The sequence below is a fragment of the Reichenbachiella ulvae genome, from assembly GCF_025833875.1.
GTDB lineage: Bacteria > Bacteroidota > Bacteroidia > Cytophagales > Cyclobacteriaceae > Reichenbachiella > Reichenbachiella ulvae.
On record NZ_JAOYOD010000001.1, the window covers coordinates 2,921,225 to 2,934,437 of the forward strand.

The 13,213-nt window shown below is 42.6% G+C and carries 9 protein-coding genes; 4 read left to right on the top strand and 5 right to left on the bottom strand.

Annotated elements, in window-relative coordinates:
* The first annotated feature begins 557 nt into the window (after window positions 1–557).
* The gene (locus N7U62_RS11670) at window positions 558–2,729 is read left to right on the top strand and encodes a tetratricopeptide repeat-containing sensor histidine kinase (protein ID WP_264138150.1); all 2,172 of its coding nucleotides are present in this window, start codon (window positions 558–560) and stop codon (window positions 2,727–2,729) included.
* A 110-nt stretch (window positions 2,730–2,839) separates the two neighbouring features.
* On the opposite strand, the gene N7U62_RS11675 is transcribed toward N7U62_RS11670, so the two are convergent.
* From N7U62_RS11675 to N7U62_RS11690, 4 genes are all read right to left on the bottom strand, one after another.
* Window positions 2,840–3,553, bottom strand: coding sequence for a DUF6090 family protein (locus N7U62_RS11675; protein WP_264138151.1), 714 nt, complete (start codon window positions 3,551–3,553; stop codon window positions 2,840–2,842).
* A gap of 279 nt (window positions 3,554–3,832) precedes the next feature.
* Window positions 3,833–4,654, bottom strand: a complete 822-nt coding sequence (locus N7U62_RS11680; RefSeq protein ID WP_264138152.1) for a helix-turn-helix domain-containing protein — start codon at window positions 4,652–4,654, stop codon at window positions 3,833–3,835.
* A 227-nt stretch (window positions 4,655–4,881) separates the two neighbouring features.
* Entirely contained in the window at window positions 4,882–6,120 is a 1,239-nt protein-coding gene (locus N7U62_RS11685; RefSeq protein WP_264138153.1) for a hypothetical protein, read from the bottom strand.
* Window positions 6,108–6,464, bottom strand: a complete 357-nt coding sequence (locus N7U62_RS11690) for a PadR family transcriptional regulator (RefSeq protein WP_264138154.1) — start codon at window positions 6,462–6,464, stop codon at window positions 6,108–6,110. The genes N7U62_RS11685 and N7U62_RS11690 overlap by 13 nt, the downstream gene beginning before the upstream one ends.
* Before the next feature lie 210 nt (window positions 6,465–6,674).
* Between N7U62_RS11690 and N7U62_RS11695 the strand changes: the two genes are divergently transcribed.
* The 3 genes from N7U62_RS11695 to N7U62_RS11705 are packed head-to-tail and all read left to right on the top strand — an operon-like array spanning window position 6,675 to window position 10,281.
* On the top strand, window positions 6,675–8,591 hold the full coding sequence (locus N7U62_RS11695) for a hypothetical protein (RefSeq protein ID WP_264138155.1): 1,917 nt from the start codon (window positions 6,675–6,677) through the stop codon (window positions 8,589–8,591).
* A complete protein-coding gene (locus N7U62_RS11700) occupies window positions 8,588–9,412 on the top strand; it encodes a DUF2490 domain-containing protein (protein WP_264138156.1) in 825 nt (274 codons plus the stop codon). Before N7U62_RS11695 ends, N7U62_RS11700 begins: the two co-directional genes overlap by 4 nt.
* Window positions 9,413–9,420: 8 nt before the next feature.
* The gene (locus N7U62_RS11705; RefSeq protein WP_264138157.1) at window positions 9,421–10,281 is read left to right on the top strand and encodes an MORN repeat-containing protein; all 861 of its coding nucleotides are present in this window, start codon (window positions 9,421–9,423) and stop codon (window positions 10,279–10,281) included.
* Window positions 10,282–10,603: 322 nt separating this feature from the next.
* On the opposite strand, the gene N7U62_RS11710 is transcribed toward N7U62_RS11705, so the two are convergent.
* Window positions 10,604–13,045, bottom strand: coding sequence for a glycoside hydrolase family 2 TIM barrel-domain containing protein (locus tag N7U62_RS11710; RefSeq protein ID WP_264138158.1), 2,442 nt, complete (start codon window positions 13,043–13,045; stop codon window positions 10,604–10,606).
* Between the last annotated feature and the right edge of the window lie 168 nt (window positions 13,046–13,213).

A 13,213-nucleotide genomic window follows, 5' to 3' on the forward strand; every position in this document is an offset into this window, starting at 1 on the left:
ACCTAGAACTAACTCTATTTTACTTTGTCCCAACTTATATATAGGGGTGATCCAGTGCACTATATACCCGTTTGTTGTCGTTTATAAACGTTTAAAAAAATGCTTCTCTTTCTCAAATACTTGCTGCGGGAAGCAGGCTGCTGACCTACTTGGTGCTACCAAACTAATGTATCGACAGCAAACATCCCAACCCGCCCTGCGATTCATCGAAAAATCAAATGACACAACCCCTCAACTCACATATCCACATTGCGAGTAGAAGTTGGTGAATCAAGTGAATCTATTTGCGAATCAGGTCAGCTTTAAAGGCATATTCACACTGCTCCTCTTCTATCACCTTTTGGAAGATGCTGTTCAGTTGGGTTATTTATTCGTCTCCTGTTTCTTGAAAGATGTAAGTTTTTTGAATCATCCTTTTAGTCAAAAAATGGCTTTTTAGACTATCTATGGGCTGAATGCATTATATTAGGAAACCGGCACCTGAAAAAAGAGAAAATCCTTAATTTGGATAACAATGTTTGTGCTTACACAGATTGAAACAAAAACACATTAAGTACATGGCTACATTCAGACTTTTGAGGGGTGGAGTACTAAAGATTTTGTTCATCTTTCATCTCCATTTGATTTGTAGTCCGACTCTTGCCCAACAAGTCAAAGTAGACAGTTTGGAACAACTGCTTTCCAGTTATCCTGATGTGGATACCCTTCGTTTCAGTTATTTGAATAGTCTCTCTGAGTTATTGATACTCAATGATACGAAGCGAGCCATCCAGTATGCGCTCGAAGCAGATAGCCTGTCCAAAACCATCGGATTTCAAAGGGGACATATGATGAGTCAATTGATGTTGGCGAGGTGCCATACCATCAATTCTGATCTGACTCTTGCCCTCCAGTACAGCCAGGCATCGCAGGCACTGGCAGAGGAATTAGGAGACATTACCTATCAATCTCGAGCATTCAACCAATTGGGCATTATATCTGAATACAAGGGAGATTATACAGAAGCTTTATCCTTCTACGACAGGTCCTTGCAACTTGCTACTGAGGCAGGTTATCAGGATGGGATATTGAATAGTTACAACAACCTGGGGACAATAAGTTGCTTTCAAGGCAATCATCCCAAAGCACTTGAATATTATCAACGATCGCTTGATTTGGCCCAGAGAATCAATAGCAAAACAGGTATTTCCATTGCTTACAACAACATTGGGATTGTATATTATTATCAGAAAAATTATGATCAGTCCTTAAAGTATTACAACAAATCTCTGGAGATTGATTTGGCATTAGAGGACAAATCCGGGGCGTCTAAGTGCTACAACAACATGGCCATCATCTATAACCATCTTGGAGAATATGACCAGGCGCTCAATTACTACGAAAAGTCTCTGGAGATCAAAACTGAATTAGATGATAAAATTGGGGTGGTGCGGTGCTTCCTCAATATTGCAGACAATTATTATTCTCAAGAAGAGTATCGGCAGGCGCTTGACTACTTTGAAAAGTCTTTGAAAGGTTCAGAAGCTCTCGGCTATCAAAGTGACATAGTTGGAAGCCTCCTGGGGATAGCCAAAACGCAATATCAATTAGGTTCCTATTCCGAAGCTTTACAATTTGGCAAAAAGGGCTTTGATCTTGCAGAAAAGCTAGGTAAAAAAGATTACATCAAGGAAGGGGCTGAGATTATGTCACAGATCTATGCTGCCTTGTCTCGCTACGAGTTGGCCTATCAGTATCATCAGACTTTTAAGCAAGTCAGTGATAGCCTGCTGAACAAGGATAACATAAGAAAGGTCACTAGTCTCGAGGAACAATTTAAGTTCGATAAAGAAAGGCAAACCCTATTGTTAGAGCAGGAAGTGAAAGAAAAGATTCTCGCAGCAGAATTGAAACATGAAAAAAACGTGCTTAAACTTACTTTGGTAGCTCTTGCCCTATTGGTATTATTACTATTTGTTGCCATTACCAGTTACTTCTCAAAAAAGAAAGCCCATCGATTGCTAGCTGTAAAAAATCAACAGGTAGAAGAAATCAATAAAGTACTTGCCCAGACCAACGAGACCAAGAATAAGTTCTTTAGAATTATATCTCATGACCTTAGGAGCCCTTTGTCTGCCTTAGTTGGCTTGACTCGCCTGATCAAACAGGGACAATTCAAGGAGGAAAAACAAGAGGAATTGATGGAAATGCTGTCGAAAGATTCGGAGATCGTATTGAAGCTGGTGGAAAATTTGTTGGAGTGGGCTAGATCTCAATCGGACAATATCCCTTTCCGCCCAGAGCCACTGTCATTGAAGTCACTAGCGGATGAGGCTCTACTAGAAATGGAAGGCAATGCGCTAGAAAAGCAGGTCGTATTGGATGCCGAAAACGTGGAGGAGCTTTCATTATTCGCTGACAAAAACATGATCAAAACCATCCTAAGAAACTTGCTGTCCAATGCTATCAAATTCACCCCTATTGGCGGAAAGGTGTCCATCATGGCAATAGAAGAAAAAGGTCGAATTTTATTGTCCGTACAGGACACTGGTGTGGGCATGAATCAGAAACAGCAAGATGCTTTGTTCAACATTCACCAGAAATCCACGACTAAGGGGACTAATAACGAAAAGGGCACTGGACTTGGGTTGCTTATTTGCAAAGAGTTCGTTGAAAAACACAAGGGAGAAATTTGGGTCAAAAGCGAAGAAGGACTAGGCACCCAATTTTGGGTTTCGATTCCTAAATAATGGGGATGAGTCCATTTATTATTTCACTATCCCTGATTTACCCTTATTCACTGAACCACTGCAGTACCAGTATGGTGGTGTTAGTGAGAATCCATTGGTCCACATTTTATTTATCGAAATTTCTGTAATCTATATTGTTCAATACTTTTAATCAAGTCAGTACATCTATCGATCATTTCTTTATAATTATCTCTTCTCGTATATGCACCATTCAATTGAATACAATTCAACAGATAATTATCAGATTTTAATGACATAATATCATCTGTATTGTAATTAGACATATCTGGTATTCTTTGAGATATTCTATTTATTATATTTTGAGTTGAAGTCTGAAGTAATAGGGTTTCTTCTTTCTCGAACGCCTCATATGAACTATACAATTTGATTATTTTCTCTCGCAGCATATCATTTTTAATTATTCTCAAGTGTGAGCTTGAACTCATTTCGGTAAATGTTGCTTTGACCGGGATATAAGGTTGAATTGGCTTCCATTGGTATTCAAAAAACACTATAATAGAATCACTTTTATTGCGTCCTCTGATTATATCTAAAAAAAGACTCTTGGTTCGTGCCTGTGTTTTTATTTCTCTATAATTCTTAGTGAAGCCAACAGAATCTTGTCTTAGTTCTATAATAAGATTCGTAAGGTAATTTTGCTCTAATTCATTTTCAACACTTGTATTTTTAAAGTCGTTTATTTGTACTGCAATTAAAATCCCAATTACCACAAGAATAATTTCGCCAATGGCATAAAAGAGATATTTGCTAAAGTTGTTTTCAGTGATGAGATTTTGTCTAATTTTTCTAAAGAACTTTATCATTGGTTAGCTATTGATTTTTAAGAAGCAAAACTTTTGATCAATGCGCAGGGTGCGCTTAACACTTACTATTTTAATGGATAATGAGAACAGTTCCCATTATTTCTTATTAAGTCTTTCTCCAATATTTGCAGAGAAGCGGGCTGCTGACCTGCTTGGTGCTACCAAACTATTGTATCGACAGCTAACATCCCAGCCCGCCCTGCGATTCGTCGAAAAATCAAAAGCGCTCTACTTTTTAGATGCTATGGAAGGTGGGAGTATTCCTACATACCATGGCTTCTAGCTCCTGTCCATCGCCTTATAGAGCAGGAGTAGTTCCAAAATCATGGTGGGGATGAGCAGCACCAACCCTACAGGTGCCAGCACAAAAGTGAGAAAGCACAACCCACATACGATCTCCCCTACTCCAGATAGTTTGGCTGTAGTGCCATATTGCGCTCCTTGCCTAAAAAGTGCTATCCCAAAGGCCAACTCCAACACCCCAAAAGTCAAAGCTTCCATACCCAGTACAAAATCAAAATTGATGCTATCGAATCCTACCGCTATGATGTCATAGGCGATCGTGGCAGTGAAACTCGCTATGAGCAACAGCGATATGATCTTTAATAAAGCATTTCTTTGCAGAGCGCCAATGATCACAAACCCACGGTAAAAGAAGACGGCTGCCACCAGCGCACTGATCTTCACCATGATGTATATGCCTCTAGTAAATGAGGAAAACTCATCGAACCAAAAATTGAAGTCAAAGCCAGCTTCTACAAAGCCCAGAATGAAGCTAAAAAGTCCCAAGGTAAAGGAAGTTCTTAGATCCGCCTTGGCTTGCTTAGGATCAACCTCCTCCTCTGAGAGGTAAAAGAATTGTAGAAATTGATCGACGTAGTGCTGCAAGCCTTGAGCTTCCTGCCGAATGGTATTAAAATCATGACCCAAGGTTTCCAACAAGAGTTTAACAGTATACGGCCGTGGGGTTACTTCACCATTTTCGATCCGCTGGATCGTACGTACACTTATGTTGCATCTCTCCACCAATTCTTCTTGCGTCAAGCCCTGCTCCTTTCTGAGGGAACTGATCTTTTTCCCGAGTTCCGGTTGTTTCATCATTTGTGTGTTTGTTTCGTTGGCAATGCTATACCCATACGTTCGAATGCTGAAATTTAGATCAAAATCTTCACCCGTCATTTACCCGTCATTGGGCTTTCAATCGATTCAGAGGTGGTTTTTCAGATCAGACAACTACTCTTAAACAAACTTATATCATCAAAAATTTATATGAATGAAGTGAGGCAATTCATCGACAATTAAGAAGTCATATTTTGCATTTTTCACTCCTACCCAATATTGGGCAACATATGAGAGGTCATGGTCAGAATGATCAATGAAGAAAACAAAGGTTCCTTTCGGAATCTGATGAGTAATATTACCAGAAAAACCATAAAGCTAAGGACAAAGACAGGGTTGGTCATCAAGCCTCCCAGCATTCCTTCAAACCATTCCAGTTTGATTCCTAATCTCATGAATGGGTAAAACACCAAAAAGGTACTCAACGGTGCGAGCCACTTTTTGTATTCAGAATCGGAATATTTAGCATAATGAACGCAAACAATCACATCGAAAAGGATCAAAGCGCCAAAAGCTGCGAACTGGCGAATCACATACCCCAATCCTTCTTCGCCCCCACCAAAGAAATAAATGACCAACATCGGCATCATGAACATGACGAAAGCAGTCACAGAGCTAAGGAGCAACCATAGTCGACTGCTATTGTCTTTAGGCTGGTCAATGAAATACTTCCACGAAAAAGCATAGGTATACATACCAACCAAAATGATCGAGAAGAGAAAGAAAATAGTCCCAGTATAGTTAGGTACCTCTTGAAATAGCGGTCCATAGTTCATCATCACTCCAAACCCGATCAGAAAAAGGGCGATCTGTCTCATCCTTTTCTGGTTATCCTCGATCAGGCGAATCAGTAGATGATTTCTCAGTGTACCTCCAGATAGGAAAAAGTAAATAGACAACCCTGCAAATAAAACAGTGACACCCAAACTCGAGAAAAAGATGAGTTGATTAGCACCGGGTAGATGCAGCACCTTGAAACAAAGCCCCAGCGTGTAGACAGAAGCCAGCAAAGAAATGGCCCAGATGGCCGCCCGACCTTTAGATTCTTTATATACTCGAACGCTTACTCCCGATCCAGCCAAAAGAGTCACTGCAGACATGACCAAAAAGCCTAACAGCATAGTGCCCGCCCCCGGCCAGTGCATCATCTTAAAGACTCCACCCAAGGCTAACAATCCCGCTGCTATCCAGGCGAACAGGCTCACCCATTTGAATTTTCCACTTAGTACTTCCATGGTCTCTTTTTGTAGTTGTTTGAAATGATTTTCCGGTATTTGAGCCTTGACTACCTGCCAGGCCTCTTCGAATGACATACCTTCGGATACTTTAGACTCTATGTCGCTGATCATATGATCGATCAGCTCCGAACGCAACGGTTCGAAAGTGATGCCCTCCTGATCCAGATCTTCGATCACTCGATTGATTTGCTCTTGACTTAAGCTCCCCATGTGCTGAGATTTGATCCTGGCATTGGAGCCATGATATTTTGTAATAATTCTACAAAGCGGTTAAGTTCAGCAATCTTCACTTTGGCCGTTTCATTACCCGATTGGGTCAGAGAGTAATACTTACGAACACGCCCCTCCACGATCTCCGACTGGGTCACCAGCATACCATCCTTTTCTAGCTTGTATAGGATAGGATACAACGCACCGTAGGTCAATTCAATCTCACCAGATGTCAGCTCTTTCACCCTCTGGCTTATCTCATAACCATACATGCTTTCCTGCTCGGCGAGCAGCTTCAGCACGATAGTTTTGATAGTCCCCTTGATGTACTCTTTCGAATTCATAATATTTAATTTTCTTAAATATATAAAATAACAATATTTAAACCAAATACTTTCATTTGGCATTTCCCGCCATGTGTTTTTCACAGTACATGCCAAATATCTCTTGCGCAATCCATTACAATTCCTGCAACTATTTTCTTACTGTGATATTTTTCGTTATTTGCGTTAATGTTTCTGCTCAAAACAATCCACCGGGTTAGATCAGTTGCTTTGCTACTGATTGCCCTTCAACCGCTATTGGCCAAGGGACAGACCACCCAGCATTACAGTGGGTCTTTCACTGTCGACAGCTATTCTGGTCTCGCTGAATTCGACTATTTACTAGACGAAGGTGACACGATCCTTCATGGGGACTTTTCACTCCAAAAAGCACAACCTCAAGAACTACTAGGCCATGGAGATTCTTATTTCTCCTTTGTGGGCTTTTTTAATCAAAATCTACCTATAGGGGAGTGGAAGTTTGAATTTGGGAAATTTAAAGCAGGTAATACCGCCACCCTTGCGAATCGTCAGTATCAAGTCAATGTCTCTGGAATCATCCACACCATATCGGGAACTATGAAGGAAGGAAAGCCCGATGGCCAGTGGACCGTTAAGATGGAGCAACTCAAGGACAGCCAAGTCGAAAAACTCCTCTTTGAAAGCATCATAGGTTTCGACAAGGGTATACCTCAACAGAGCTTTAGCATCGAAAACGAATCCCTGACCCTAGTGGGGCGCTTTCTCAGAGATGGACTGGCGCATGACATCTGGGAACTATACAGTACCGATGCGCTTGGGTCCATGGAGGATTGGCACTTTGACGAAGGAAAACTGAAAAACATCGAAGTACAAGAGAAGGACAGCTCCTATACCATTCAGGGCTATTCGGAACTGACTCAGCCTACCATCATCAACCTTGACAAACAGTATATCGACATCCTTTACCTCCAGAATCAACTGAAGGACACAAGCGCCAACAAACAGATCATCACCAATATGGACGATCTACTGGCCGAAAATGCCGCGCACTACCAAAAGATAGACGACATCCTATCTGAGCTGGGGGATTCGGAATTCATGCCGGAATTCAAAGTCAAAGTATCACATTTTCCTCTATCCGAAGAGGAGAAGAAATCGCTCTCCACTCTCTCGAAAGTATCAGCAAACTGCAGCGGAGTGGCCAGGACCTTATTGGAAAGCACTCAGCTGAAGATTCTAAAATTGGCCGACGATGAGGTAAAGTACTATCTGGCAGTAGTAGCAGCCATCGACCAACAGTATGTCCAACCTCTCGCTCAAATATCGACCTACCATCAACAAAATGTGCTGGAATATGTAAACAGAAACAAACTATGGCCTCAAACACCTGATGCAGAACTAGCCATTGCCTATGATGGCAGCAAGGGAGAGATATCAGAATCATACAGAATGAAAAGCTTTGAAGAGTTAGACACTGCACTAGTCGGTGTAGCCAAGGTTGAACAAATAGCCCAGTTCACCTGGTCTAACCTTGATTCTATCAACCGAGTTTTGGATCACAAACTCACCCAGCGCGAACGTGAAAAAGAACTGGAGGCAAAAGAAGAGCACATGGTATTGCAAGTTACCGCACTCAAGGAAATCCTGGATTCTCTCATTACAGTCACTCCTTCTGCAGAAAGCAAGGCACTCAAAAGTCTAAATGAAAAAATCGATCAGGACATACAGGCCTATTCAGCCCTGGAGACTGTTGCTGAAAAAAGCACCCGTGCAGATCAGCTGATACTTTGTCTCACCAATTTGAAGGCACTTTCGACTACCCTAGCTGAACTACCTGATCGATCGGCACAAATCAAGGAAACCTATACCGATGCTGTTTGGAATCCATTTACCGCCACACTGATGGACGAAGAGGGCAAGAAAAGAATCACCTCAGCCTACAATCATGTTTTGATTCCCTATTACCTGAAAGCGACTCAGGCAGATATGTCCTGTGAGGAAGTGAATGCAGTACTTTCGGACCTGAATTCGATATACAAGCGAGTGATCCAAATGAAGGAAGAGGACACCTACAAAATCGAAAAGAAACTAAGAAAAGAACAGGAGCCAATTCGAATCATGGCACTGTTCGGTATTCAACCAGCTTATCAAAAATCGAAGGGATGAAAAAGAATGTCAGGAATATTCTTATCGGAGCTGCACTACTGTTAGTCTGCTATTCGTCTCCAGTCCAGGCACAGGACAAGCCCCGACCTGAAGAATCAGTCATCAAAGAACCTGTATCCCTACTCTGGGTCAATACCTATGGCAACATCCGATTGACTAAAAGGTTGTTTTGGGTAGCACAGACCCACTTCCGTTTTCAGGAGGATGAAAACACACCATTTGCAGGTCAGATCGCACAGATTTACAACCGCCATGCGATTGGTTATCTATTCTCCAAAAGTTTCAACATGGCTGTAGGAGGCGTACTGCGTGTCAACTTCAATACCAGCGACAACCAGTATGATAAATATGCAGTGCCTGAATGGCGTATCTGGCACCAGTACCAGTTTGCCATGCCCCTATCCAGAGTGATGGTATACCACCGCTTGCGTATCGAACATCGATGGGCCAAAGGATTCAACGAGGACAGTGAATACCTCTATCGCAATCGCTACCGCTATATGCTGCGACTTAAGATTCCGCTCAATCAACACAAGCTCGTCCCAAAGACCTTTTACATAGCACCAGAGACGGAACTGATCATGCAGAGTGGAAAACCCGTGATCGATAGCCCGATGGAGGATCTTCGGATCACTACCACCCTCGGTTATATCATCAGTCCCAGAATCACAGCGGCCACAGGGCTCATGTATTCACTGGGCCAGGACCTGTCCAATGGTGCCTATTACAAGCAAAAGTGGGCCATACGCTGTCACTTATATTTCTCACCGGATTTTAGAAGAGTCAAAAACAAACTCCCGTCCATACACACCAACGACTAGTGTCTAATATGAAATTTAAAGGAATCAATACCGCCCTGTTCATCGCGCTCCTGCTGAGTTCCAGTTTGGCCGTTTACTTTTTTCTTCAGACCAGAAAAGTGAAACGTGAGTTTGCAGTCACTTCCTCCTTAGATCAAAGGGAAAAAATAGCACTAGAACAGGAACAACTGATCAGCATCGATTCGCTGATGATGCAGGGTAACTACACCAAAGCCCTGGCTGAAAGCGAAAGTAAATTGAATCAGGGGCTGCTGCTCGATACCAACTCGATGAAGCTTCGAATCGTATTGATGAAAAGACTCCTCAGCCTTCAGAAAAAAATCTATCATTTGGACTCCTCTCAACTTGACTCCATTGCGATCGAGACGTTTCAGATTATCCCCTCTGTAGCCACTCCAAAAGAGGTGAGAGACTATGATTCGCTACAATTCGTCCTACGCAAAAGAGAGGTAGAACTAGAAAAGATCAAAGGGCAGCTCAAACGTAAATCTCATGGCGAATACCTCACTTTCGAAAGCACAAAGGGTACTACGATTTATTTCGTAGGGGAAGTCAGCAATGAAAAAGCCAACGGTCAGGGCATCGCACTACTGAGTACGGGCAGCCGTTACGAAGGAGAATGGAAAAACAACCTGCGTCACGGAAAAGGGACCTTCTATTGGCCTGACGGGGAATACTATCAAGGCGAGTACCACAATGATCAACGACAAGGGCTCGGCTCCTACTACTGGCCCAACGGAGAGAAATTTACCGGTCAATGGGAAAAGGACCTCCGCAATGGAGAAGGCATCTTCTATGACAAACATGGCGAGATAGTCGCGAGTGGAATATGGAAAGATGATGAATTAGTCGTAGTTCAGAAAGATTAAGATCCTCTTACTATTTTAGGTCTCTGCGACCGCTGACTACCAAAATCCCCACATGCAATATTGATGTGGGAGGTTGTTATTCCTCTAGTAGTTCGTTTAATGCATATGCTGTTAGCATTTCGTGATCTCCTTTATCTAAGAATTACCTTAGGCGACACGCTTGACCAGGTCAATAGAGCTCTCTAAACCGTAAAGTTTTATGAGGGTTAAGAAGGAATTCTAAGTTTAGGCTAAAAGGATGAAGGTCTATGATATAACCGTTCATCCTTCCAGCCTCTGGTATTTCAAAAAATGCGCAAAGTCTATTTTAGTCTCCTGTTTACTATCGCACTTTGATCGAAATTTCCGCGGATTTCAGCCATGGCGAAGTGAACCTGACAGTAATATCACCAGTCTGACCAGTCGATTTGATGTAAGCCAACAATCGACCATGAAAGACCCGCTGTTTGTTGTCCGTATAATCGCCCATGTCCGAATTGTTGCTGGCCTCTAATCCTAGCAGCTCACCTGGCCCTTCGATGGTGCAGGTCACCTCATTGTCTGAGAGCATCACTGGGACTCCATTTTCATCCACTACCTGAATCACCACCTGAGCCAGACCACTCTCTTCATCGATCTGCTTATCACTTTTGATAACAGTCAGAGCTTCTGGTCTCTTAGATGATGAAATGGAGTATGACGATACTTCTTCATTGTTTTCATTCAGTCCTATGACTTCCAATTTACCAGACTGGAAAGGAATGTCCCAGAATATCACACCTGTTTTCTTATCATAATCCTTCACCTGCCCCACTACTTTTCCATCCAACTCCAGTCTTGCTTTGGCTGCATTGGTGTAGCATACCACTCTGATACTGTCCCCTTCTTCATAATTCCAGATAGGCCAGGCATCTATCGAATAGCGGTTCCATCTATTGATCGTACTAGTAGGATAGGTGCCTATGTAAGCCATCGGTTCATCGGCCCATAGCGACTGACGAAAATAGCCTCTTGGCTTGATGAAACCACCAAAATCCAAAAGTCCCGAGTAAAACCCACGAGAAGGCCATCTGCCCGACTCTCCCAGGTAATCGATACCCGTCCATAGAAACTGGCCAAAAATATGCTCATTGTCTACCACTGCCTGCCATGCGTAGATTTCGTGTCTGTTTTCACTTCCGAAAATCACACGGTCCGGGTATTTCTCATGATCCGACTGATAGCGGCTCTCGGTATAATTATATCCTGCGATATCCAAGGCTGAAGGATATGCTGTCTCGTTGGACATGGCCACACCTGCCAATCCGGCCGTCACTGGTCTCGAATTGTCATATTGTTTCACAGTAGCGACCAGTTTTTTCGCAATATCACCTAGCAGCATAGCATCAGGAGCGTCTTCTTTGTAGCCTCCATAGATGGCTTGTGTAAAGCCGTCTTCCTTGCTACCATCCAAAATAGGGTGAGAATAAGGATCGTTAGGATAATCGACCTCATTGCCTATACTCCAGGCAAATATGGATATATGGTTTCGGTCGCGCTGTACCATATCGGCCATATCCTGCTCTGCCCACTCTTTAAAATAATCGTAAGAGCCTTCAAAGCCCGGCGTACCCACATTCCAGCCTTCCAGCCATTTGCGTTTTGGAAATTCCCATTCGTCAAAGGCTTCATTCATGACCAACAACCCCAGCTCATCACACAACTCATATAGGTCGGGAGATTGTGGATTGTGACTGGTTCGAATCGCATTTACTCCCACCTCTTTTAGCGTCTGGAGTCTTCTTCTCCATACTTCTTTAGGCACAGCAGAACCCAATACACCTGCATCATGATGCAGACAAACACCTTTGACTTTCATCCACTCTCCATTCAGCGCAAAGCCACGATTGGGATCAAAACTAAGAGATCTAAAACCAGTAGTGGTGGTAGTTTCATCGATCACACGATTGCCACGGTACACAGTGGTCTTCAGTTGATATAGGTTTGGACTATTGATACTCCAAAGCTGTGGATTAGCCACTGGCATATCTATGACAACTTTTGCCTCTTCGCCTGCCGCTACTGTAAGCTTAGAATTAGACACACTGATTACTTTCCCTTGAGGGGAAAGCAGTTCGTTCTTTACGGTTAACTTCCCTTTTTTATCCGCTTCATTGGCAATAGACACTTCTACTTTTAGGGTAGCTTGTTTTTCAGTTACCTGCTCTGGGTAAGCATATACACCCCACTGGCTAATATGCATAGGGTTGGCATATACCAACCAAACATCTCTATAGATCCCTGAGCCCGTATACCACCTGGAATCGGCCTGTCTACTGTGATCCACACGTACGGCAATCACATTTTCCTCTCCTGTTTTTATGTAAGGCGTAGCATCATACATAAAGGAGATGTACCCATTGGGTCGTTTGCCCAGAAGTTGTCCATTGATGTATACCTCACTACGATTGTATACTCCCTCGAAATAGAGGTAAACCTTCTCTCCCACCTTGTCTTTTGGGATATGAATGGCTTTGCGATACCAGCCTATTCCACCTGGCAAATAACCCTGGGCACTGGCGAGTGTAGGACTCAAGGGCTGTGTCACGCTCCAATCATGAGGCAGGTCTACGGTTTGCCATTTTTCATCATCGAAATCTGATGCTTGTGCCTGCTCTACATCGTCTAATTTGAACTTCCATTGATTGTTGATTTTGACAGGATCACCAAAGGACACCTGGCCATAACATCCAAATGAAAATAATAGGGCACTAAGAATAAATAGCAATTGATTTAATGTCTTCATAATTTCAATTCATTGAGAAACCAATTAGACGTAGCAATAAGCACATCTACTTGTTTCGATTTTCAAGTCAAATAATTCCATAAACGCCCTTGCCATTAGGCTGGCAATTCATTCAGCGCATTCATATTATCTAAAGCATAAATTGGCTTAACAGGAATTTCTTATTTT

What these genes read in the sequence shown, in the direction of transcription:
- N7U62_RS11670 (WP_264138150.1), top strand. Translation starts at nt 558, where the DNA reads ATGGCTACATTCAGACTTTTGAGGGGTGGAGTACTAAAGATTTTGTTC.
- N7U62_RS11675 (WP_264138151.1), bottom strand. Translation starts at nt 3,553, where the DNA reads ATGATAAAGTTCTTTAGAAAAATTAGACAAAATCTCATCACTGAAAAC.
- N7U62_RS11680 (WP_264138152.1), bottom strand. Translation starts at nt 4,654, where the DNA reads ATGATGAAACAACCGGAACTCGGGAAAAAGATCAGTTCCCTCAGAAAG.
- N7U62_RS11685 (WP_264138153.1), bottom strand. Translation starts at nt 6,120, where the DNA reads ATGGGGAGCTTAAGTCAAGAGCAAATCAATCGAGTGATCGAAGATCTG.
- N7U62_RS11690 (WP_264138154.1), bottom strand. Translation starts at nt 6,464, where the DNA reads ATGAATTCGAAAGAGTACATCAAGGGGACTATCAAAACTATCGTGCTG.
- N7U62_RS11700 (WP_264138156.1), top strand. Translation starts at nt 8,588, where the DNA reads ATGAAAAAGAATGTCAGGAATATTCTTATCGGAGCTGCACTACTGTTA.
- N7U62_RS11705 (WP_264138157.1), top strand. Translation starts at nt 9,421, where the DNA reads ATGAAATTTAAAGGAATCAATACCGCCCTGTTCATCGCGCTCCTGCTG.
- N7U62_RS11710 (WP_264138158.1), bottom strand. Translation starts at nt 13,045, where the DNA reads ATGAAGACATTAAATCAATTGCTATTTATTCTTAGTGCCCTATTATTT.